The following is a 21102-nucleotide window of genomic DNA, read 5'->3' as shown; positions in this document are numbered from 1 at the left end:
AATTGGGTGTTTTAAACACATTATTTTAACTTCTTTATTTTTCAATACGGCAACTCGTTTTTGATAAACGTATGTCTATTTCTAAACATAGAGACAGGTAACGGCAATTGCAATTTGCATCCTATTTCAGACTGCTTTAAGGCTCAAATCCATATTATATACCGAATGAGTCAAGGCACCAGACGAAATATAATCCACTCCGCACTCGGCATATTTTCTAAGTGTTTGCTCATTGATACCTCCAGAAGATTCCGTGAGACACTTATCGCCAATCAGTTTTACTGCCTTTCTGGTATCTTCATAATTAAAATTGTCAATTAAAATGCGATATATACCTCCGCAATCTAAAATCTCTTTGATTTCCTCTAGATTTCTTGCCTCAACTATAATTTTTAAATCCTTGCCAGTGTCCTTCAAATATTGCTTCGTTAAGTTTATAGCTTTTGAAACGCCTCCAGCAAAATCAATATGGTTATCCTTGAGCATAATCATGTCGTAGAGTGCAAATCTGTGGTTTTCACCTCCACCAATTTTTACTGCCCATTTTTCTAACGCACGAATGCCTGGTGTTGTTTTTCTGGTATCCAGGATTTTGGTTCCGGTACCCTCCAATAAATCCACAAAATGTTTTGTTTTAGTTGCGATGGCGCTCATGCGCTGCATAGCATTAAGAACTAAACGTTCTGCCTTTAAAATAGACTGCGAAGCACCTTCTACATAAAAAACAATATCTCCATGCTTTACACGCTCTCCGTCTTCGATTAAAGTTTCCACTTTCATATCGGCATCTACATAGTTAAACACTTTTTTAGCGAATTCCACACCAGCAATGACACCTTTATCTTTGACCAAAAGTTTAGCTTTTCCTTTTGCTGATACTGGAATACACGCCAATGAACTGTGGTCTCCATCGCCAACGTCTTCTCTTATGGCATTGGCTATAATTAGGTCTATTTCTTTTATGAATTGTTCTTTTGAAATCATTAATGTGATTATTTAATGTAAAAATAGGAAATTGATTAACGATATACGATTTTGGAATTACTAATTCTGATCAAAGAAAAATTGAAAATCGTAATTTGTAAATCGTAAATTTGAGCATGCAAATAAAACTCATAGCCATAGGCAAAACAGACAATAAAAATCTGCAAACTCTAATTGCCGATTATAAAAAACGTCTGGGATTTTATATCCGTTTTGAAATGGAAATCATCCCAGATATAAAAAACGCAAAACATCTTTCTGAAGCACAGCAAAAAGAAAAAGAAGGAGAGTTGATTTTGAAAAAAACCCAAGCTTCTGATGTTTTGGTTTTATTAGATGAAAATGGAAAACAAATGGACTCGGTTGCTTTTTCCAACTACCTCCAAAAGCATCTTAATTCAGGTATAAAAACGATAATATTTGTAATTGGTGGTCCATATGGTTTTTCTGATGCAGTTTATGCCAGAGCGAATGGCAAATTGGGTCTATCTAAAATGACATTCTCGCATCAAATGGTGCGGTTATTTTTTATTGAGCAACTTTACAGGGGTTTTACAATTTTAAAGAATGAACCTTATCACCATCGTTGATATTCTAGCCTACCGTATACGGTTCTGATTCTCTCAACAGACTATCTACGCTGGAACGGAATACCTTAAAAGCTTCAGAATTTTTTTCGTTTTGATTGACGTTACCTAAATAAGATTCTAATAAAATTCGTGAATACATAATTTGTTTTGAATCTCCTGAAAAATCCAACAAAGCCATGGACCAATCAGACCAAATTTTATGCTCAGAAGATTGTTCTAGCAGTGTCGTAACCTGACGGTGTCTGTTATCTGATCTTATTTCACTATAAAGCTGTTGAATATCTGCCTTTGAACCTTGAATTAATTGTATAAATCTATTATTGCAGTAAACAATACATCCAGAGATTTTAAGTCTCTTATTTTTGCGTTTTGCTTTTAAAAGCATCAACTCTATTTTTTTGAGATTAAAATCTGGTTGCGCCTTGGATTGGTATATTACAGAATAAAACATTTTATTGACTTGGTTTTTTTATACTACCATTAATAAATTTGGGTCAGAAATACATTCGGACGGCAATACCCCAAATCTATTTTTAAATATTTTGGTAAAATAGCTTCTACTAGATAACCCAACACTATACACGATTTCTGATACATTATAGTCTGTTTCTCTTATTAATTCTGCTGCCTTATCTAGTCGTTTATCTTTAATATACACTGAAATCGTCTTATTAAATAAATAGTTAAATCCCAATTGAAGTTTAGCAGGATTTAAACCCGTTAAATTAACCAACCGATTGACGCTTAAATTTTCAGCAATATTAGAAGAAATAAATTTTTCTAATGCCGCAACCTTATCCAATTCTGACGGCTTCAACGGAACCTCTAAGCCTTCATCTAAAGAATCTTTTTGATGTTCTCGCCATTGAGTTGCTAACATATTTAAAATTGCCGCTTCAGTAAAAAGTAGATCAGCTGATGTCTTCTTTTCCTGTCCTATTAATTCCTTGGCATATATGGCTGGTTTAAAAGAAATTCTACCGAGATAGCTAAAATTATTGTTTTCAAAATTATCCGACAACTCTTGTAAGGCAACCTCTCTAATATTTTTTTTTATATTTTGATCAACAATTAAAAGGCCGGTTGAAGTCTTAAGAACAACAACACATGCTTTTATTGGCACATCTTTCAAAAATGTTAAGGTATTTCTTGTTTTTGGCGTACGACCAAATATAGAATTTTGACGAAACTCAATAGTTTCTAAACTGGACCTGTAACAAAATTTTTGTTTTAGGTGCCCTTCGAGACAATAGACGAAATCAATAGTATGGGTTAATCTATCTTCGAAAATAAAATTTTGGTCGTTGCCAAATACTAAATCAAAATTTAAACTAAAAATCGAGTCCGATATTCTTATAACAGATATATGACCGGCACCAAAATTTTTTCTAAGTGATAAGTCAATATAATTCTCGCTTGCAAAGTTATTTTTTTGTGATATTATAGATAGAGAATCTATTATATCCTCAGTATCATTTGATATGATATGAATATCAGACATTAATTATGGTTGGTTGGTTATCCTCAAATATAATAAAGTAAATTGATTACCTCTAATACAAAATTACGCATTAAGAACAATTACAGTTTTATAAATAGCTTGAAATGAATTAATTGCCATCTTCATAAGTTGGCTTTGTCAAGTTTTACATAAAATGCTCTTAGTCTTGTAATAAGACAGAATTCTTATTATTATTTTTTTAAATTCAACATAACAAAACTACCAATAGTACTTTTTCCGTAAGTATGATAACGGATCCAATTCTTATACAATGATGAAACATTTATTGTTAACTTTCTTTCTCATGTATTCTATACATACTTTTTCCCAAGGTAAGATTGATGGTTTTTATCGCGGACAGGGCAATGCTACTTTTGTAATTGGATACGGTCACGAGGACAATAAAAATTATTTGATAGGTGAAGTGGAATCTAACTTGAACAGAACAGTAACCTATCTTAATCTTTTTGCTTCTTATGGCGTTTTAGATGATTTGGACCTTCAAATATCATTGCCTTATATAGAAAGTAATGAAAATAAGGATTTTCAAGACATAGGCTTCTTTTCAAAATATCGATTTCTTAATAGAGAACATTCTAATGCAAAATTAGAACTTAGTTTTGCAATCGGTTTTTCTACTCCCATCAGTGATTATGCCATTGGCGGGCTATTTGACATTGGCCAACAAGCAACAGTTCTTGATACCAGAGCCATACTCCACTATCAATGGAAATCTAACTGGTTTGCAACTCTACAAAGTGGTTATAGCCATAAGTTTGAAGAAGTTCCGAGTAGCATTCCGCTGGTGTTTAAGACAGGACTAGCATCGAGCAAGTGGTATTTTGATGTGTTTTACGATTACCAATATGCGTTGGGCGGTATCGATTATAGAGGCACACCTGCACCGCAAAATTTTAGGAAATTAGGTGTTGACTACCACAAAATCGGCGGAACACTCTACACTACAATCTATAGAAACTTTGGGGCTTACATAAATTACGCCAACATCTTTGAAGGGCGCAATACATTTCAAGGACCTTCCTATAGCATAGGTATTGTTTACAACTTGAAGAAAACAAATAAGTAATTTTTTATTCAATTCTTTTTGATTTCATTTTTTTCTAGACCGTCTATTATAGATGTATCTTTGTTAAACATCAATTATAGATTATGCAGCTCGTATTCGCCACAAACAATCAAAACAAATTAAGAGAAGTACAAAGTTTAGTGCCCAACCACATTCAACTATTAAGTTTGGGAGATATTCTTTGCATCGAAGATATACCTGAGACACAACCTACCATTGAAGGCAATGCGATACATAAGGCTGAATACATCAAAAATAATTATGGCTTTGATTGTTTTGCCGACGATACCGGACTTGAGGTTGAAGCACTAAATGGAGAACCAGGTGTCTTCTCTGCAAGATATGCGGGACCAAAACGTGATGCGGACGATAATATGAATAAATTATTATCCGAATTGGCTGATAAAGACTCACGCAAGTCACAATTTAAAACGGTTATTGCTTTACACTTAAATGGTCAATTACACACCTTTACTGGTATTTGCAAAGGTGAAATAACCACAGAAAAACATGGCGAAAAAGGTTTTGGCTACGATCCAATTTTTAAGGCAGAAGGATACGACAAAACCTTTGCTGAAATTTCCCTGGAAGAAAAAAATAAAATTGGACATCGCGGAAAGGCTGTACAGCAACTGATTAAATTTCTCGGACAACAGGCATAGAAATGTCAAATTTTGAGTACACATACTGCTAAAGCGTTAAATTCATATGTTTTAGGGCAACCGATTCTTTCCCTGTCTTTTTATTTTTATAATGGTTGAAATCTTAATGAGAAAATTCATTAAAAATAAGTTACTAATCATTAAAAAAATAAACAATGGCAGAAATTAAAATTGAAAAGAAGAAACCCATTTGGCCGTGGATATTATTGGCGCTCCTTATTTTGGCACTGATTTTCTTCCTCATGCAAGGGGATGACGATGTTACAGACGACATCAATGACGACGATGTAGAAATGATAGACGATGATAACACTATGGATAATAACGATACTGTTATGATATCTGATATGGCTGCATCTAAAATTTCAGCATACAATGAATACTTATCAGACAATGGGGAAATGGGTATAGATCACGAATATTCTTTCGCTGTACTGTCAAAGCTCATCGACGCTACTGAAGCACTGGCTAATTCCGTTGATGTAAATATAGATGCTGATTTAAATGAAGCACGTACACAAACGGCCTCAATAAAGGAAGATCCAATAGAGACTGATCATGCAAATAAAATTATGAAAGCCGGAAACACGGTCGTAAGGGCATTGAGAAAAATACAATCTCAAAAATACCCTAGTTTAGCGAGTAGCTGCACCCAACTTCAAAATTCCATAATGGAGATAGAGCCTGGCACAGAAACGTTAAACCAAAAAGAAGACGTTAAGGATTTTTTTGAACAGGCAGGCGAATTATTAACCAAGATGAAAAACCAATAGAACTATGGACTCAAATAAAGAAAAAAATATCTATTATTTAGATGAACTTTCCAGCTATCAAGTTGAGAATAACGACAAGGATGCAAGAGGCTGGGTAGTTAAAGACAAAGACGGAAGAGTTATTGGTAAGGTGGATAATCTGCTTGTTAACAAAAACACAGAGCGCGTCGTCTATTTGGATGTAGAGGTAGATTCTTCAATTGTTGAAGCGAACTATAAACCTTATGGAAAAAAAGCAACAGATGGCGTTCACGAGTTTATCAATAAGGATGGCGAAAACCATTTAATATTACCAATTGGCTTAGCACATCTTAATCTAGAGAGCGAAATTGTCTTTACAGAAAGTATTGACCACAAAACTTTTGCGGAAACAAAACGCATTAAAAAAGGCGTACCTATTTATAGAGAATATGAAATAGCCGTGATGGATTCTTACAACCGTGACAAAAACGACAGGGAATATCCTCAAGACGACGCCTATTATGATAGAAATGAATTTATTGCCCACTAGACAACATATATTCACTTTAAGAAAAGCGAGTTTCATTTTAAACTCGCTTTTTGTATATTTTAGCATTATATACCCACTAAATAATGAAGTTTAAAATCTACTTTTTCATTTGTTTACAGCTTTTGATAGTACATCAAATAAATGGGCAAGCCAAAACAGGAAAAACCACCAAACAACCACTTACCATTGGTGAAACTGTAACGATACATTCAAATATTTTAGATGAAGATCGAATACTAAACATCTACCTACCCCAAACCTATAAAGCTAATGCTACCACAACCTATCCTGTTATTTATTTGCTCGATGGCTCAATAGAGGAGGATTTTATTCATATAACTGGTATCGTACAATTTGGTTCATTTTCTTGGGTTAATATGTTACCAAAATCTATCGTTGTAGGCATAGCCAACGTTGATAGAAGACGTGATTTTACTTATCCGACAACAATAGCACAAGACAAAAAAGATTTTCCAAGTACTGGAAGCTCAAAAAAATTTATTGAGTTTATTGAAACCGAGCTGCAGCCCTATATTGATGCAAATTACAAAGTCACTGAAGAAAAAACCATCATTGGGCAATCTCTGGGAGGCTTGTTGGCAACAGAAATACTCTATACAACACCAGATTTATTTGATAATTACATTATAGTTAGTCCTAGTTTATGGTGGGATAACCAATCCATTCTAAAATTGAAACCCAAAGAACATATAACTGAAAAGAAAATTTTTATTGGAGTGGGCAAAGAAGGAGATATTATGGAACGTGATGCAAAAACTCTTTTTACAACATTAAAAGCTAACGCTAAAGAAAACACCAAATTACACTTCAAGTTTTTTGAAAAACAGGATCATGGTGATGCTTTACATTTGGCAGTTTATAAGGCTTTTGAAATGTTGTTTGAGAAGCAAGCCAATTAATAAGTCATGATTTAAACTAAAAATTCACCTGCATGCTTACTTTTTCATTCAACCATATTGCGCTTTCTGTAAAAGATGTCAACATCTCTATTAAATTTTACCAAAAAGTATTTCATCTCAAGGAAATTGAAAATACAGCTTCCAACTCTAAAACCAGATGGCTTTCTTTAGGAGAAAATAAACAATTACACCTGATTCCTAGACCGGATTCTGCAATCAAAACAGATAAGGCCGTTCATTTTGCTTTATCAACTTCTGATATTGATTCCTTTGTAAAACACTTAGAAACTTTAAATATAGAATATTCAGATTGGCCTGGCATCCCGAACAAAGTTTATGTAAGAAAGGATGGCATCCAACAAGTGTATTTTAAAGATCCAGATGGGTATTGGGTTGAGGTTAATAATGCGGGTTAATCAAATTATTGAAATCATTGATTCAATAATATTCGGACAACACAAAAGATTAGCTGAAAATAAAATCAATATTAACACCAAGGTTATAATAAATAAATTCCAGGTATTTCTTCTTTAATAATTACAAATCCTGATCATCGAGTTAAGAAATTGACGCAAGAGATATTTAAAAAAAATGTAAGATTTACCTCCTACATGATAATAATTATCTATTTTGCTTCTTGTTTATTTTTTTAAATCACCAGGAAGTAGACAACTATTATAAAATTCAATTCAACAAATCAATTACGCTCTAAAACAATGAAAAAAAAGCTAACACTTATTATAGCGATAGTATGCTGTATAAATTCGTATTCACAAATAACATTCGAAAAAGGATATTTTGTAACTAATTCTGGTGATAAAACAGAATGTTTAATAAAAAATGAAGATTGGGCAAACAATCCCAAAAGCTTTCAATATAAATTATCAAAAAATGATGAAATTGAGACAAAGAAGATTGAATCCGTAAAAGAATTTGGGATAATTAATACTTCAAAGTATCTAAGAAGTACTGTGGAGATCGATAGGTCTGGTGATATTAGTGGAAATTTTGACGAAAGTAGAAACCCAAAATTTAGAACCGAACAATTATTCTTAAAAGTTTTAGTCGAAGGAAAAGCTAGTTTATACGTTTACAATGAAGGAAATTTAGAACGGTTTTTTTATAATCTCAATAGCTCAGATATAGAGCAATTAATTTATAAAAGATACAAAACAGATGATGGTAAAATCGCAGAGAATGTAAGATTCAAACAACAATTACTTAACGATCTATTGTGCGAGGATTTGAATTTTAATAGAATTGAAAATTTAAAGTATAAAAAGAATAGCTTAGTTTCTCTTTTTGTAGATTATAACAGCTGTAAAAATGTGACAATCACTAATTTTCAAGAGAATACACACAAAGGATTATTTAACCTTATTTTAAAGCCTGGTTTGGGCAACTCTAGTTTAGAATATACTAGCATATCCTCTATCGGAAACTTTACTTTTAAAGACGATTTGAACTTCAAATTTGGAGTAGAGTTTGAGTTTGTGCTCCCATTTAATAACAGCAAATGGGCAATTTTTGCGGAACCCACTTACCAGAGTTTCAACTCGGAAGATATAAGAGTAACCAACTCTACAAACCCAAGAGAGATTTCTGTTTCGGCAGAATACACATCCATTGAAATACCACTTGGCATTAAGCATTATTTTTTTCTTAGCAACTCTTCCAAAATATTTATCAATGCCGCTTTTGTATTTGATTATAATTTGGACACCTCTTTTAAAAGTGATGGTGTAGAAAGATTTAGCGCCAAAGAATTTCATTCAAACGCATCAGTTGGCACAGGGTATAAATTGGATGATAAGTATAGTTTAGAACTTCGATATCATTTTAACAGAACCTTAAGTGGTAATGGAGCAACAACAAAGGCTAAATTCACCAACATTTCTTTGTTTCTTGGTTATACAATATTTTAAAAGTTTATAACTGCACTCCATATAACTTGCTGAAATTCAACACAATTAGTTAATAGTGATTAATCCAATTAAATAACTTACCTTTGCGGCTTGAAATTCAGAAGACTGAATTTTGAATACTCCTCAGCGTGAGGATGTGTTGCCAGAAGTTTAGGTTTAAGTATGTCGATTCCCTTCTATTGCAACACTGCATAACATAATCGAATACTTAAATTAAACAATGAGCACATTCAAAGAATTGGGTCTCAATGAAGACCTATTGCGCGCCATTACCGATCTTGGATTTGAAACTCCAAGTGATGTACAAGAAAAAGCCATTCCTATTTTATTGGAAAAAGAACGTGATTTAGTCGCGTTAGCACAAACAGGAACTGGTAAAACAGCAGCATTCGGGTTTCCGATGTTGCAACAAATCGATATTGATAGCAGAACCACACAAGGATTAATCTTATCACCAACACGAGAGCTTTGTCTTCAGATTACTAACGAGCTTCAGCAATATGGTAAATATTGCAAAGGCTTAAACGTTACCGCTATTTATGGTGGTGCAAGTATTACAGACCAAGCCAGACAAGTAAAGCGTGGAGCACAGATTATCGTTGCGACTCCTGGTCGTATGAAAGATATGATTAGCCGTAAATTGGTTGATATTTCTAAAATTGAATATGCAGTTTTAGATGAAGCTGATGAAATGTTGAATATGGGATTCTATGAGGATATCACAGATATTTTATCGCATACTCCAGAAGGTAAGAGTACGTGGTTGTTTTCGGCAACAATGCCAAAAGAGGTATCGACCATTGCAAAGAAATTTATGTTTGACCCTATTGAAATCACAGTAGGAAACAAAAACGAAAGTACAGATACCGTTTCTCACGAGTATTATTTAGTAAATGCCAGAGACCGTTACCAAGCGTTAAAGCGTTTGGCAGATGCTAATCCTGATATCTTTTCAGTGATTTTCTGTAGAACAAAACGCGATACCCAAAAAGTAGCTGAAAAATTGGTGGAAGATGGATACAGCGCTGGAGCATTACACGGAGATTTAAGTCAGAACCAACGTGATTTGGTGATGAAGTCTTTCAGAAACAAACAAATACAAATGCTGGTTGCAACAGATGTTGCTGCTCGTGGTATTGATGTGGATGATATTACGCACGTGATCAACTACCAATTACCAGATGAAATTGAAACCTATACACACCGTTCTGGCCGTACAGGTCGTGCTGGTAAAACAGGTGTTTCCATGGTGATAGTTTCAAAAAGTGAATTGCGCAAGATAAAAAGTATTGAGCGCATCATTAAAAAGCAGTTTGAACAAAAAGAAATTCCTTCGGGAATGGCTATTGTTGAAGTTCAGTTGATGTCTTTAGCAAATAAAATCCATACAACAGAACCAAGCGAAGAGATTGACAAGTACATTGAAAGCATCAATGAACTCTTTAAGGATACTGAAAAAGAAGATTTGATTAAAAAATTCTTCTCAGTGGAATTTGACCGTTTCTTTAACTATTACGACAAATCGAAAGATTTAGGCACGGTGGATTCTCGCGGAAGCGAAAGAGATGGTGGACGTGATTATGGCCAGTCGTCAAACGATTCTAGATACTTTATTAATGTTGGAAGTAAGGACGGTTTCGATTGGATGAAGTTGAAAGATTTCTTAAAAGAACAATTAGAATTAGGCAGAGATGATGTCTTTAAAGTAGATGTAAAGGATAGTTTTTCATTTTTCAACACAGAAAAAGGGCTGCAGGAAAAAGTCTTGGCATACTTTACGGACTTTAAGCACGAAGGTCGCTTTGTAAACGTAGAAGTTAGCGAAGACAAAGGTCGTGGTGGCAGAAGTGGCGGACGCGGTCGCGGTCGTGGTGGAAACGATAGACGCTCTGGAGGTGGAGGTCGCAGACGCGATGACAAGCCTAGAGGCGAAAGACGCAGCCGTAGAAGCGAAAGCTCTAATTCAGGTTCAGGAAACCGAAGCGATAGACGCAGCAGACGTTCTGATTCTGGAGATTCTAGAGGAGGAAGACGCTCTGCGGAAACGAGCAACTCTGGTTCGGATCGACCGAGACGTTCGAGAAGAAAGTAATTTTTAAAATACTAAAAATATAAATTCCAAATTCTAAAGACATTGAAGTTATTCATTGTTTTGGAATTTGGAATTTTTGGTTTGGTCTTTGCTTTAGTCTTGTTAATATTAAGTCAAATCTTACATAGCAATATGCTAAATCCGTTTAGTTTATTACTTTTACGATGTTAGAGAGAAAAATGCGCTATTTATATATTTTATTCTTATGTTTTGCTACAACTTACGGTTATGGTCAAGACAGTACAAACACGACTAATCCCACTAGAGTTAAAGGTACCATCATCAGTTCTACGACTACCCAACCTTTAAGTGAAGTGAATATCGTGAACATTAATCAAGTCGTCGGAACTTCCACCAATGACAATGGTGAGTTTGAAATAAGAGCACAAGCTAATGATACACTTCATCTTTCGTATTTAGGTTATAAATCAATAAAAGTACGAGTAACCAATGACTGGTTAAAATTTGGGAATACTGAAATAGAAATGACCGAATTAGCATTAGCTCTAGAAGAAGTGACCGTAAACCAACTAAAACTTACTGGTTATTTGGAAGTGGACATGAAGCAAATTCCTATCACATCCAACAACCGTTATCGTATTTCTGGCCTGCCAGGTCAAGGCTATGAAGCGGGACAACCTAATATAGCAACCAAAGTTTTAGGTGCAATTTTTAATCCTGCAGATTTCTTATATAATATGTTTGGTAAAAAGCCAAATGAAATGCGAAAGCTGAGAAAAATGAAAGAGGATGACGAAATAAGAAATCAACTCGCCAAACGTTTTGACCGGGAAATGCTCATGGTTTTATTACAAGTTACTAAGTACGACTTAGATGAAATTGTGAATCAATGCAATTATTCTAAAGACTTTATAAATACTGCCAATGACCTTCAGATGCTTGATGCCATAAGTGAATGTTATGAAGAGTACAAAGTGATCAGTCGAAATAAAGACAGAGGCAAAAACAAAAAAGATAAAGCTTAAATAGATTTCAATTAGTCTTTTGAATGTAGCGCAACTCGGTTACCTTCTGTGTCTATAAAAACACCCATATAACCATATTCGTCAGAAATTTTGGTTTTTTCTTGATAAATAGTACCACCAGCAGCTTTAATTCTATCTAATTCTGTCTGAACATTTTCTGACATAAAATAAACCAAAGTGCCTTCTTTACTAGGTACATAAGTCTCTTGTTTTATTAAAGTCCCTGTGGCACCATAGCCATCATTATTATTAGGAAACCAGCCCATTAAAATACCATCAAAATCCATTTCTTTTATTTCGACATTAAAAACCGTTTCGTAAAATTTTCTCGCGCGTTTCATGTCATTTACTGGAATTTCAAACCATCCGACCATAGTTATAAGGTTTAATTGTTATTTATTTACACACGTTATTTAGATTCTAGAATACGTTTTAACTCTGCTAAACCTTCTTCAAAATCCTTACCAACAGCTTTGTCCATATTAAAAAAAAGAAAGAAAATATTTGAAGGTGGTTTATTAACACCAGAAAATCCCCAAACTATATGTGTTGTATTCGCATCTATTGCTTTAACAGATAGATAGGCATCAGATTGTGACTTCCAAGGTTTGTAAAATCTAAGTCGACTGTTTATTGATTTATTTTCTGTAATGGAAAGGATTTCCTGTTCTCCAGTACCTACCTGTTTATTACCTTCCCATTTTGACACAAAGCCTACTTCACCATCTGTTCCAAAATACTCTTGTTTCATGTTTGGATCTTTCTTTTTCCATGGCGACCATGCGTCTTGGTTCTTAACGAATTTCAGATAGTCAAACACTTCTGAAATTGGTCTATTTACAATTACATTTCGGCTAATATCGTAGGTTTTGGGAGCAATCAACATTAATAGAACTACAAGCCCAATAACGGCTAAAACAATATAAAGCACTACCAACATAACATCTTATTTTTTTAAATTTAGTCTTTCAATTTACAAAAAATTATGTTTGAGATTGGTACCGCTCTATAATAGCGTCGTAATTTTTAAGTGTTTTTTTAATCCAATCAAAACGTTTTTCTATAATTTCATTTTCAGAGAGCTCCCATTTGACATTTGAGGTTCTCAATTTTGAAGTCACATGTTGGAGCACAATAGCTGCAGATACTGAAATATTCAAACTTTCGGTAAATCCAACCATCGGTATTTTGAGAAAACAATCTGCCTCATCTAAAACTTGTTGGGACAATCCTTCGGTTTCTCGTCCAAAAAAGAAACAAGATTTTTTAGTGATGTCAAAATCATTTAACTCACCACTATTTATGTGTGGTGAGGTCGCCACAATTTGGTAGCCTTTAGTTTTTAAGTCTGAAATACAAGACTTTACATTATTATAGCGATTGAGATCTACCCACTTCTGCGCACCCATTGCTATTTCCTTATCAATTTCTTTAGAATTGATTTCTTCAATAATATATGCCTCCTGAATACCAAACACATCACACGACCTCAGGACTGCACTGGTGTTATGAAGTTGATATACGTCTTCCGTAGCTACCGTAAAATGTTTGGTACGTTGGGATAGCACTTTTTCGAATCTCGTTCTTCGATTTTCAGTCAAAAAAGATTCCAGATGATTGAGAAGTTTTAGGTCTGGCATATTTCAAAAATAATAAACCTAAATTACAATTGATTGGTCATTGCAAGGATCGAGGGACAAAAGACGTGACAATTTTCATGTTATGATATTAATCAATTCAAAAGATTTCATTACTCTACCGACTATGACAGTATATTTTTTATTTTTAAACTATGAAAAAACACATTGTCGTATTAACTGGAGCTGGAATGAGTGCCGAAAGTGGCGTAAAGACTTTTAGGGACCATGATGGATTATGGGAAGGGCACGATGTTATGCAAGTAGCAACTCCAGAAGGGTTTAGGCGCAATCCTGAACTGGTGCTCGATTTCTACAATAAACGTAGACGACAGCTCAAAGAAGTTGATCCCAATCAAGCACATAGGGACTTAGCCGCACTGGAAACGGATTACAAAGTAAGTATCATTACTCAAAATGTTGATAATTTGCATGAGCGTGCAGGTAGTACAGAAGTCATTCATTTACATGGAGAGCTTTGTAAGATTAGAAGTTCTGGTGATGAAAATGATATTAGGGATTGGACCGAAGATATACATATTGGTGACCTTTGTGAGAATGGCTACCAATTAAGACCACATGTAGTTTGGTTTGGGGAGGAGGTTCCTATGATTGAAAAAGCAGCTGAAATTTGCAGCACAGCAGACATATTAGTTATTATTGGAACAAGTATGCAAGTGTATCCAGCAGCAGGTTTAATGGATTTTGTACCGTCAAAAACACCCATATATTACATTGATCCTAAACCTGCAATAGAAGGAGGTAAAAATTTTAACGTCATTTCTGAAACAGCTACAAATGGAATGGCCAAACTTAAAGACATCCTAAAATAAAATGCATCAACATGAGAACTAAACTAATCATCTTCACTTAATTTAAAAAATTCGTTAACTGGTTTTCCAAACACATTTGAGAGTTTTAAAGCCAAAACTGTTGAAGGGACATACCTATTGGCTTCAATGGAATTGATAGTCTGTCTGGAAACACCAATTTTTTTAGCGAGTTCGTCTTGAGTTAGACTTAAAATGGCCCGCTCTACTTTTATTGTATTTTCCATTACCTGTTACGTTTTAAAACTTCAAAAAACATAATTTGAATGAAGAGCATATAAAACAATATTTCAAAATAACTGAATGTGTTTTCTGGATTTGGCTCAAACACTATGTTATGTACTACAATTTCGAACAAAGGCTGAACTATAGCATAGCCTACACCAAATATAAAAGCTAGCGTATAGGACTTGGCTCTTAAAGATACTACCATTTCGTCTTCATCCTTTTCTTTTGATAATGAAACAACCAGTAAACACACTAAAATACCACGCCTTACAACATCTTTAAACCAGCCTAATTCTAAATCACTAAACTTTAGCACCATTGCAGTTGCAAACAAAATTAAACAGAGTATGGCTCCGTAGCTTTTCCAACGATTATGCAATTGAAATTGAGACCACTTCTCAATTCTTGTACGTTCACATTCCTGTACCTTCTTAAAATTCATGACAAATATATTTTATATTAAGTAAAACTATCTTTACTATATGACAAATATACTTTACATTTTTTAATTTCACAAATCTTGTTAAGATTTACGAACGGTTATAATTGAAATAGCATGTTAACAATTGCTAGGAATAATACCCTTTACTAGGTATTGTGCCGGCTATAAGGATTTCAGATTTTTGATAAAACTATTAAATCCTTTAAAGATGAAAACAAAAACTATTCTAATTGTAATGACCTTTGTCATTATACCATTATTTGCTAGTGGCCAAAGGACTTATTATTGGACTTACACATATGGTAACGCATCTGTATATGGCGATTTGGTTCAATTTAGTTACTTCACAGAAGTTAATGAATTACGTTGTGATGCTTCAAAACAGCAAATTAAAAGCAAACTAGACATTTATATGAATCCACTTATTAAGGAATGGGATAATCATTATTCTCAAGTTAGATTTTTCAATTCACCTTCAGAAGCTGAACAGGATAGAAATAACCTGTTGAGTCGCGATAGAGGAAAAGGAATTGGAGTGAGACCAACATACGCTAGATTTAAATATAAATGTTATAACTAAAACCATATAGATATGAAAAACTTAATTCTTACAGCCATATTTGGCTTAACCTTTTGTATTACTTCACATGCCCAATATTACTCGGTAAAAACATCAGTTAACCCTGTTACTTTTTGTAATTCTAGTTCAATTACATCTGTGAATATTGATATAGACTGCGAGGGTCCTTGTAAAGCACTAATTGGTATATATGACTCATACAATAATCGCTGGAATCATATAACTACAAAATCATCTGATTTTTCTGGAAGTATTAGACATGAAGGCACAGGACTCAAATTAAATAAAACATTTAAGTACCGCATATATGTTTTCCCAAAGAATAAAGATGTTAGGAGATTTGAAATTAGTGATTCAGATTACCGAACAGTAGAGGTTTATACAAATAAAATTTGCAAGTAGCACTGCACATAAAGATTTATTCGATTAATAATCAACTGTTTAATCAATAAAAATTCAGATATATTTAAAAAAACGCCAAATTGATAAATTTGGCGTTTTGCATTAATAAAGAAAAAGAAAATATCATTTATTCTTAGCAGAAATCCATTTACTCATATATTTAGTACTCTGCAACGTATGGTGCATCAGCAATTGCCCAATAAAATTGTTTTGTCGATGGGTTCTTAAATTTTTGACCACGAATTTTATTCTTGCTTCAAAATCAGAACTAAAATCCTCTTTTTTAAATCGCTCGTTTAAAATTTCAAAACCGTTTTGTTGTTTGCTATTCCAAACTTCAAGATTGTTATATAGTAAAACAGCCTTTTCAGCAAAGCGCTTTGGGTCATTTTCTACAAACCCATTGACTTCACAGCTACCAAACATGCCTTCTGCCGCAATTTGAGACATAACGCAAGGCGTTCCGTTCTGCATCGCATCAATCAGTTTACCTTTTAAACCTGCACCAAAACGTAATGGAGCTAAACATACTTTTCCTTTTTGCATTACCGTGTATACATCTTGCGCGAAACCTTTTATTAAAAATCCTTCATGCTCGTTATTGAGTTGAGATACCTTTTTGGATTCATAGGCTCCATAGATATGTAATTCCGCTTTTGGCAGCTCCTTTCGGATGAGTGGCCAGATAGATTGTTTTAAATGTAAAACTGCATCATAATTTGGCGCATGTAGAAAATTACCAATAGTTACAAAATCTGCTCTTAATTCAAAATTTGGAAGTTGTGCTATTTGAGTTTCTTCAATTGGGTCTAACAAAAATGGAAGATAATAAAGTAAACTTGGGTCTATTTTAAATTGAGAAGTTAAGATTTCCATTTCAGCTTCTGAAATGATTAAACTTAAATCGCATCGGTAAATACTCGCAATTTCACGTTTGGTTACATCATTTTGTAAATGCTCAATACCAAGAGTCTCATTCTTTTTAGCTGCCACTTCCCTAGCCTTTCGCAATCCGTGAAAATCTTCGGTATCTAAAATCCTTATTGCATCTGGGCATTGCTCTGCAACACGCCAACCGTATTGCTCTTCAGTCATAAACCGGTCGAATAATATGGCATCAGGATTAAGCTTGGAAATGAAAATGTCGAACGAATCGTCATTTAAGAAAATAGCTTTCGTTTCAACTTCAATTTTTGATAAATCAAACGACTTTTCAGACCTTTTGGCTGCCGAAGCAAAGGTAATCTGATAGCCTTGATTTTGGAATTGTTTAATTAATTGCAGCATCCTGCTACCAGCTGCAGAACTCTTAGGCTCTGGCCAAACAAACCCAATAATTAAAAGGTTGCTATGAGCCATAGCAACCTTTTATGTTAAGAGTTATAATTTTAAAATGACTAATATTTAGATGCATTTTTTGATGTTACCTAGACTTCAAATAAACAAAACGTTCTAAACGAGCTAACTCTTTTTCATCTACATATTTGCCAATTTCTTTTCTAAATTGATTCATATTCGTGTAAGGTCTATATTCGTCAAATTCGTGAGCCATACGTTTCCCCACTCCTGGAAGTGCCAAAATATCTTCTTCTGACGCTGTGTTTAATTCAACAGGAACAAAAACGTAATTCAAATATCGTTCAACTTCATTTTCATCTACATACTTCCCAATTTCTCTCCTAAATTGTTTTACGCTTGTATATGGTCTGTATTCTTCAAACTCATGTGCCATTCGGTCACCAACACCAGGTATCATTTTAAAATCAGCTTCTGCAGTGGTATTTAAGTTAAATGGAACAAATATTTTCTTATATAGTTCTTCCTTATTTGCTACCTGAAGCACACCATCTAAATCCTTCATATCAAGAAATGGTCTGTTTTCTAGTATTTGGGAAACGATTTCTGAAGAAAGACCTAAACCATTAAGATCGGCTTCTGTTGCTAAATTAGCATTTAATACTTTATTAGCCTCAGTATCAACTTCAGTATCCATTTCTTTATCCGTGGTCTCCATGGAATTGTTTAAGTCTTGTTTTTCTTCAGTTGAATTTTTACAGGACGTAAGACTCGCTCCCATTAAAACAAATACGATTAATAATTTTGTTGTGTTTTTCATTGTTTTTGATTTATGATTATTAAATATGAATATCCAATTAGCGCTAAAACGATCATACTGAATGGTGCTAACGCTGGTAAAGCTCCAGATAGGCTTTCAGAAAGTAACTCCCAATTATTTGCGGTCGGCCTCATCTCAATTTCAAACTCATAATTGGCAAGAAGATGTAAATAACCTCCATAAATGCCACTTAAAGCTGTAATAAGCAATATAACCTTAAAGGCAACCTTAATTAATTTTGATTTCAAGAAAATCAAAAGAATTACAGTTAACATAACCAGGCCAATACAAAGTATTGGAATGAGCTGTAGCGTATCTTCGTAATGATCTAGCAGGTACAATTCCAACACCGTGCCGATTGTTATAATAATAAGGGCCGACAAAATAACTTTCTTTAAACTCAAATGCTTTATCGTATTTTTTTGCTAAAATGAAGCCACAAAATTACATACGAAACATTGGAAATAAAAATTATTTAGATAAATTCTAAATAATTTTTGACCATCCTTCTGCAAAAAAGATTATTTAGTTATAAATTATTTAATTTAGCTCTTATAGCTAATGTCTTAAATGATAATACGAATTTAATTTTGACAAGAGACCAACTTTACAACGAATTAAATTACGTGAACCATTCGCGAGAGAAACGATTGAAATATGCCAATCTGGTCATTGACAATCCTGAATTAATTCAGCCTTTATTAGAAATTCTTTTTGAAGTAGATGATAAAATTTCTTGTCGGGCAGCATGGGTTTTTGAATTTATGTGCAGCGAAAAGCTCGATGAAATAATTCCGCATTTAAATTATTTTACAGAAAATATTTCCCAAGTACACCAGGAACCTGCCATGAGGCCTGTTGCTAAAATTTGTGAACTATTGTCAACAGCATATTATGGCAAGTCCGATTCTGAAATAAAAAGTCATTTAACACAAGTCCATAAAGAACGTATGATCGAAGCCTGTTTTGATTGGATGATTAACGATATAAACGTTGCACCAAAAGCCTATAGCATGAATGCCTTATTTTTATTGGGAAAAGAATTTGATTGGGTACACCCTGAATTAAAAATAATATTGGAGCGAGATTTTGCTTCTCAGAGTGCGGCTTTTAAAGCTCGTGCTCGGCATATTTTGAAAAAACTTAACAAACAGTAAGAGCACGCAGTCCTAGGTTCGAAATAAAAAAATCTTCGTGCTTCGCGCTTCTTACTTTTAACCGACTTTCCTATCTTAGCAGCTTTTAAAAAAACTAAACTAAATATGGCACTTTCACCACTAAATGCAATTTCACCCATCGATGGCAGATACCGTTCTAAAGTTGATGCTTTAGGCAACTATTTTTCTGAGGAAGCCTTAATTAAATACCGTGTTTTAGTGGAGGTGGAATATTTTATTGCTCTTTGCGAATTGCCCTTACCACAATTGGAATCAGTTTCTGATTCGGTTTTTGGCGAGTTAAGAAAAATTTACAAAGACTTTTCGGCTGATGATGCTTCTGCCATCAAAAACATCGAAAAGACCACTAACCATGATGTAAAAGCTGTTGAATATTTTATTAAAGAGAAATTTGACCAATTGGATCTTTCCGACCATAAGGAATTTATTCATTTTGGGTTGACTTCACAAGACATTAATAATACTGCAATTCCCCTAAGCATCAAGGAAGCCATGAACGATGTTTATGTTTCTGAATACCAAAAAGTTTTAGAGAAGCTCCAAGGGTTGGCAAAAGACTGGGAAAATATTCCAATGTTGGCAAGAACTCACGGACAGCCTGCTTCTCCAACAAGATTGGGAAAAGAAATTGATGTTTTTGTTGTTCGATTGAAAGAACAATTTAATTTATTAAACGATATACCAAGTGCCGCAAAATTTGGTGGTGCAACCGGAAATTACAATGCACATAAAGTAGCCTACCCGAATATTGACTGGAAAGCTTTTGGAACTAAATTCGTTCAGGAAAATTTAGGATTGCAGCATTCGTTTCCTACCACACAGATTGAACATTATGACCATATGGCCGCTTTGTTTGATGCGCTTAAACGTATCAACACTATTTTAATAGATCTCGACAGAGATATTTGGACCTATGTATCCATGGATTATTTTAAACAAAAAATCAAAAAAGGAGAAGTTGGCAGTTCTGCGATGCCACATAAAGTCAACCCTATAGATTTTGAAAATAGTGAAGGCAACTTAGGTATTGCCAATGCCATTTTCGAGCATCTTTCAGCCAAATTACCAGTTTCGAGACTACAGCGTGATTTGACTGACAGTACAGTATTGAGAAATGTTGGTGTCCCTTTTGCACACACATTAATTGCTTTTAAATCTACCGTTAAAGGTTTGGGGAAATTGTTGTTGAATGAAGCTAAATTTGAACAGGATTTAGAAAACAATTGGGCTGTTGTGGCAGAGGCGATACAGACCATTTTGAGACGTGAGAATTACCCAAATCCTTATGAGGCACTTAAAGGATTGACAAGAACTAACGAAGCAATTACCCAAAGTTCTATTTCAAATTTTATAGATACATTAGACGTATCGGACCCAATCAAATCTGAGCTTAAAGCCATTACACCACGCAACTATACAGGAATATGAAATTGCCCTTTCCGTTAAATAAAAACACGATTGTATTATCAATCACCGGGCTTGTAACCTTTGGTTTCTTTTTTGGTGGGTTGTTTGAAATTTTGGATTATTTAATTTTTAAAATTCTTCTTTTCTTTGGTTATGCTGCAGTTTTAATTTACGGGTTTCTTCAAGTTTCAAAAAGTAGCGAACAAAAAAATCGCCCTGAAGATTTACCTCAGGACGATTCTAATTAACAT

Annotated in this window: 26 protein-coding genes; 15 read left to right on the top strand and 11 right to left on the bottom strand. The window is 34.0% G+C overall.

Translation table 11 applies throughout. The annotated features are described in order from the left end of the window. Window positions 1-126: 126 nt before the first annotated feature. Entirely contained in the window at window positions 127-984 is an 858-nt protein-coding gene (gene nadC, locus HM983_RS12460) for a carboxylating nicotinate-nucleotide diphosphorylase (RefSeq protein ID WP_179345826.1), read from the bottom strand. 116 nt (window positions 985-1100) lie between these two features. Between nadC and rlmH the strand changes: the two genes are divergently transcribed. Further along, on the top strand, window positions 1101-1574 hold the full coding sequence (rlmH, locus tag HM983_RS12455) for a 23S rRNA (pseudouridine(1915)-N(3))-methyltransferase RlmH (protein WP_179345824.1): 474 nt from the start codon (window positions 1101-1103) through the stop codon (window positions 1572-1574). Window positions 1575-1578: 4 nt separating this feature from the next. Here rlmH and HM983_RS12450 read toward each other — a convergent pair whose 3' ends face one another. Further along, window positions 1579-2025: a BLUF domain-containing protein gene (locus HM983_RS12450; RefSeq protein WP_179345822.1), complete on the bottom strand. Its 447-nt coding sequence runs from the start codon at window positions 2023-2025 to the stop codon at window positions 1579-1581. 18 nt (window positions 2026-2043) lie between these two features. After that, window positions 2044-3075 (bottom strand): helix-turn-helix domain-containing protein, encoded by a 1032-nt coding sequence (locus tag HM983_RS12445; RefSeq protein WP_179345820.1) that lies wholly within the window; start codon window positions 3073-3075, stop codon window positions 2044-2046. Between the two features lie 304 nt (window positions 3076-3379). Between HM983_RS12445 and HM983_RS12440 the strand changes: the two genes are divergently transcribed. The 9 genes from HM983_RS12440 (at window position 3380) to HM983_RS12400 (ending at window position 12031) form a co-directional block, all read left to right on the top strand. Then, window positions 3380-4162 (top strand): hypothetical protein, encoded by a 783-nt coding sequence (locus tag HM983_RS12440; RefSeq protein WP_179345818.1) that lies wholly within the window; start codon window positions 3380-3382, stop codon window positions 4160-4162. Between the two features lie 83 nt (window positions 4163-4245). Beyond that, window positions 4246-4824: a non-canonical purine NTP diphosphatase gene (locus tag HM983_RS12435; RefSeq protein WP_179345816.1), complete on the top strand. Its 579-nt coding sequence runs from the start codon at window positions 4246-4248 to the stop codon at window positions 4822-4824. A gap of 155 nt (window positions 4825-4979) precedes the next feature. Then, window positions 4980-5597, top strand: a complete 618-nt coding sequence (locus HM983_RS12430; RefSeq protein WP_179345814.1) for a hypothetical protein — start codon at window positions 4980-4982, stop codon at window positions 5595-5597. A 4-nt stretch (window positions 5598-5601) separates the two neighbouring features. Next, window positions 5602-6108 carry a YlmC/YmxH family sporulation protein gene (locus HM983_RS12425; RefSeq protein WP_179345812.1) on the top strand — a complete coding sequence of 169 codons (507 nt, stop codon included), beginning with the start codon at window positions 5602-5604 and terminating at the stop codon, window positions 6106-6108. An 83-nt stretch (window positions 6109-6191) separates the two neighbouring features. Next, window positions 6192-7028: an alpha/beta hydrolase gene (locus tag HM983_RS12420; protein WP_179345810.1), complete on the top strand. Its 837-nt coding sequence runs from the start codon at window positions 6192-6194 to the stop codon at window positions 7026-7028. Between the two features lie 32 nt (window positions 7029-7060). Next, complete coding sequence (locus tag HM983_RS12415) at window positions 7061-7444, top strand: VOC family protein (RefSeq protein ID WP_179345803.1); 384 nt, start codon at window positions 7061-7063, stop codon at window positions 7442-7444. Between the two features lie 300 nt (window positions 7445-7744). Then, on the top strand, window positions 7745-8953 hold the full coding sequence (locus tag HM983_RS12410; protein WP_179345801.1) for a porin family protein: 1209 nt from the start codon (window positions 7745-7747) through the stop codon (window positions 8951-8953). Between the two features lie 220 nt (window positions 8954-9173). Then, a complete protein-coding gene (locus HM983_RS12405; protein WP_179345799.1) occupies window positions 9174-11045 on the top strand; it encodes a DEAD/DEAH box helicase in 1872 nt (623 codons plus the stop codon). Window positions 11046-11209: 164 nt separating this feature from the next. Continuing rightward, window positions 11210-12031, top strand: coding sequence for a carboxypeptidase-like regulatory domain-containing protein (locus HM983_RS12400; RefSeq protein ID WP_179345797.1), 822 nt, complete (start codon window positions 11210-11212; stop codon window positions 12029-12031). A gap of 11 nt (window positions 12032-12042) precedes the next feature. Here HM983_RS12400 and HM983_RS12395 read toward each other — a convergent pair whose 3' ends face one another. The 3 genes from HM983_RS12395 to HM983_RS12385 are packed head-to-tail and all read right to left on the bottom strand — an operon-like array spanning window position 12043 to window position 13671. Continuing rightward, complete coding sequence (locus HM983_RS12395) at window positions 12043-12405, bottom strand: VOC family protein (protein ID WP_179345795.1); 363 nt, start codon at window positions 12403-12405, stop codon at window positions 12043-12045. 35 nt (window positions 12406-12440) lie between these two features. Next, window positions 12441-12971 (bottom strand): SRPBCC family protein, encoded by a 531-nt coding sequence (locus HM983_RS12390; protein WP_179345793.1) that lies wholly within the window; start codon window positions 12969-12971, stop codon window positions 12441-12443. A 43-nt stretch (window positions 12972-13014) separates the two neighbouring features. Further along, window positions 13015-13671: a TrmH family RNA methyltransferase gene (locus HM983_RS12385; RefSeq protein WP_179345791.1), complete on the bottom strand. Its 657-nt coding sequence runs from the start codon at window positions 13669-13671 to the stop codon at window positions 13015-13017. 152 nt (window positions 13672-13823) lie between these two features. Here HM983_RS12385 and HM983_RS12380 point away from each other — a divergent pair, with 152 nt between their 5' ends. After that, window positions 13824-14501, top strand: a complete 678-nt coding sequence (locus HM983_RS12380; protein WP_179345789.1) for an SIR2 family NAD-dependent protein deacylase — start codon at window positions 13824-13826, stop codon at window positions 14499-14501. A 23-nt stretch (window positions 14502-14524) separates the two neighbouring features. Here HM983_RS12380 and HM983_RS12375 read toward each other — a convergent pair whose 3' ends face one another. Both HM983_RS12375 and HM983_RS12370 read right to left on the bottom strand, forming a co-directional pair. Further along, entirely contained in the window at window positions 14525-14725 is a 201-nt protein-coding gene (locus HM983_RS12375) for a helix-turn-helix transcriptional regulator (protein ID WP_179345787.1), read from the bottom strand. After that, entirely contained in the window at window positions 14725-15168 is a 444-nt protein-coding gene (locus HM983_RS12370) for a hypothetical protein (protein ID WP_179345785.1), read from the bottom strand. The genes HM983_RS12375 and HM983_RS12370 overlap by 1 nt, the downstream gene beginning before the upstream one ends. Window positions 15169-15376: 208 nt before the next feature. Between HM983_RS12370 and HM983_RS12365 the strand changes: the two genes are divergently transcribed. Further along, complete coding sequence (locus HM983_RS12365) at window positions 15377-15748, top strand: hypothetical protein (RefSeq protein ID WP_179345783.1); 372 nt, start codon at window positions 15377-15379, stop codon at window positions 15746-15748. 525 nt (window positions 15749-16273) lie between these two features. On the opposite strand, the gene HM983_RS12360 is transcribed toward HM983_RS12365, so the two are convergent. From HM983_RS12360 to HM983_RS12350, 3 genes are all read right to left on the bottom strand, one after another. Next, a complete protein-coding gene (locus HM983_RS12360) occupies window positions 16274-17509 on the bottom strand; it encodes a glycosyltransferase (protein ID WP_179345781.1) in 1236 nt (411 codons plus the stop codon). Window positions 17510-17573: 64 nt separating this feature from the next. After that, on the bottom strand, window positions 17574-18266 hold the full coding sequence (locus HM983_RS12355; protein WP_179345779.1) for a helix-hairpin-helix domain-containing protein: 693 nt from the start codon (window positions 18264-18266) through the stop codon (window positions 17574-17576). After that, complete coding sequence (locus tag HM983_RS12350; RefSeq protein WP_179345777.1) at window positions 18263-18649, bottom strand: hypothetical protein; 387 nt, start codon at window positions 18647-18649, stop codon at window positions 18263-18265. Before HM983_RS12350 ends, HM983_RS12355 begins: the two co-directional genes overlap by 4 nt. Window positions 18650-18856: 207 nt before the next feature. Between HM983_RS12350 and HM983_RS12345 the strand changes: the two genes are divergently transcribed. The 3 genes from HM983_RS12345 (at window position 18857) to HM983_RS12335 (ending at window position 21099) form a co-directional block, all read left to right on the top strand. Next, complete coding sequence (locus tag HM983_RS12345; protein WP_179345776.1) at window positions 18857-19423, top strand: adenylosuccinate lyase; 567 nt, start codon at window positions 18857-18859, stop codon at window positions 19421-19423. 105 nt (window positions 19424-19528) lie between these two features. Then, complete coding sequence (gene purB, locus HM983_RS12340) at window positions 19529-20872, top strand: adenylosuccinate lyase (RefSeq protein WP_179345774.1); 1344 nt, start codon at window positions 19529-19531, stop codon at window positions 20870-20872. After that, a complete protein-coding gene (locus HM983_RS12335) occupies window positions 20869-21099 on the top strand; it encodes a hypothetical protein (RefSeq protein WP_179345772.1) in 231 nt (76 codons plus the stop codon). Before purB ends, HM983_RS12335 begins: the two co-directional genes overlap by 4 nt. The last annotated feature ends 3 nt before the right edge of the window (window positions 21100-21102 follow it).

It is taken from the genome of Winogradskyella ursingii, from assembly GCF_013403975.1.
Lineage (GTDB): Bacteria > Bacteroidota > Bacteroidia > Flavobacteriales > Flavobacteriaceae > Winogradskyella > Winogradskyella ursingii.
Note: the sequence above shows the minus strand (reverse complement) of the source record. Positions and strands in the feature narration are given on the sequence as shown.

Coding starts and splice junctions, on each gene's coding strand:
- nadC (WP_179345826.1), bottom strand. CDS start 984: ATGATTTCAAAAGAACAATTCATAAAAGAAATAGACCTAATTATAGCC.
- rlmH (WP_179345824.1), top strand. CDS start 1,101: ATGCAAATAAAACTCATAGCCATAGGCAAAACAGACAATAAAAATCTG.
- HM983_RS12450 (WP_179345822.1), bottom strand. CDS start 2,025: ATGTTTTATTCTGTAATATACCAATCCAAGGCGCAACCAGATTTTAAT.
- HM983_RS12445 (WP_179345820.1), bottom strand. CDS start 3,075: ATGTCTGATATTCATATCATATCAAATGATACTGAGGATATAATAGAT.
- HM983_RS12440 (WP_179345818.1), top strand. CDS start 3,380: ATGTATTCTATACATACTTTTTCCCAAGGTAAGATTGATGGTTTTTAT.
- HM983_RS12435 (WP_179345816.1), top strand. CDS start 4,246: ATGCAGCTCGTATTCGCCACAAACAATCAAAACAAATTAAGAGAAGTA.
- HM983_RS12430 (WP_179345814.1), top strand. CDS start 4,980: ATGGCAGAAATTAAAATTGAAAAGAAGAAACCCATTTGGCCGTGGATA.
- HM983_RS12425 (WP_179345812.1), top strand. CDS start 5,602: ATGGACTCAAATAAAGAAAAAAATATCTATTATTTAGATGAACTTTCC.
- HM983_RS12420 (WP_179345810.1), top strand. CDS start 6,192: ATGAAGTTTAAAATCTACTTTTTCATTTGTTTACAGCTTTTGATAGTA.
- HM983_RS12415 (WP_179345803.1), top strand. CDS start 7,061: ATGCTTACTTTTTCATTCAACCATATTGCGCTTTCTGTAAAAGATGTC.
- HM983_RS12410 (WP_179345801.1), top strand. CDS start 7,745: ATGAAAAAAAAGCTAACACTTATTATAGCGATAGTATGCTGTATAAAT.
- HM983_RS12405 (WP_179345799.1), top strand. CDS start 9,174: ATGAGCACATTCAAAGAATTGGGTCTCAATGAAGACCTATTGCGCGCC.
- HM983_RS12400 (WP_179345797.1), top strand. CDS start 11,210: ATGTTAGAGAGAAAAATGCGCTATTTATATATTTTATTCTTATGTTTT.
- HM983_RS12395 (WP_179345795.1), bottom strand. CDS start 12,405: ATGGTCGGATGGTTTGAAATTCCAGTAAATGACATGAAACGCGCGAGA.
- HM983_RS12390 (WP_179345793.1), bottom strand. CDS start 12,971: ATGTTGGTAGTGCTTTATATTGTTTTAGCCGTTATTGGGCTTGTAGTT.
- HM983_RS12385 (WP_179345791.1), bottom strand. CDS start 13,671: ATGCCAGACCTAAAACTTCTCAATCATCTGGAATCTTTTTTGACTGAA.
- HM983_RS12380 (WP_179345789.1), top strand. CDS start 13,824: ATGAAAAAACACATTGTCGTATTAACTGGAGCTGGAATGAGTGCCGAA.
- HM983_RS12375 (WP_179345787.1), bottom strand. CDS start 14,725: ATGGAAAATACAATAAAAGTAGAGCGGGCCATTTTAAGTCTAACTCAA.
- HM983_RS12370 (WP_179345785.1), bottom strand. CDS start 15,168: ATGAATTTTAAGAAGGTACAGGAATGTGAACGTACAAGAATTGAGAAG.
- HM983_RS12365 (WP_179345783.1), top strand. CDS start 15,377: ATGAAAACAAAAACTATTCTAATTGTAATGACCTTTGTCATTATACCA.
- HM983_RS12360 (WP_179345781.1), bottom strand. CDS start 17,509: ATGGCTCATAGCAACCTTTTAATTATTGGGTTTGTTTGGCCAGAGCCT.
- HM983_RS12355 (WP_179345779.1), bottom strand. CDS start 18,266: ATGAAAAACACAACAAAATTATTAATCGTATTTGTTTTAATGGGAGCG.
- purB (WP_179345774.1), top strand. CDS start 19,529: ATGGCACTTTCACCACTAAATGCAATTTCACCCATCGATGGCAGATAC.
- HM983_RS12335 (WP_179345772.1), top strand. CDS start 20,869: ATGAAATTGCCCTTTCCGTTAAATAAAAACACGATTGTATTATCAATC.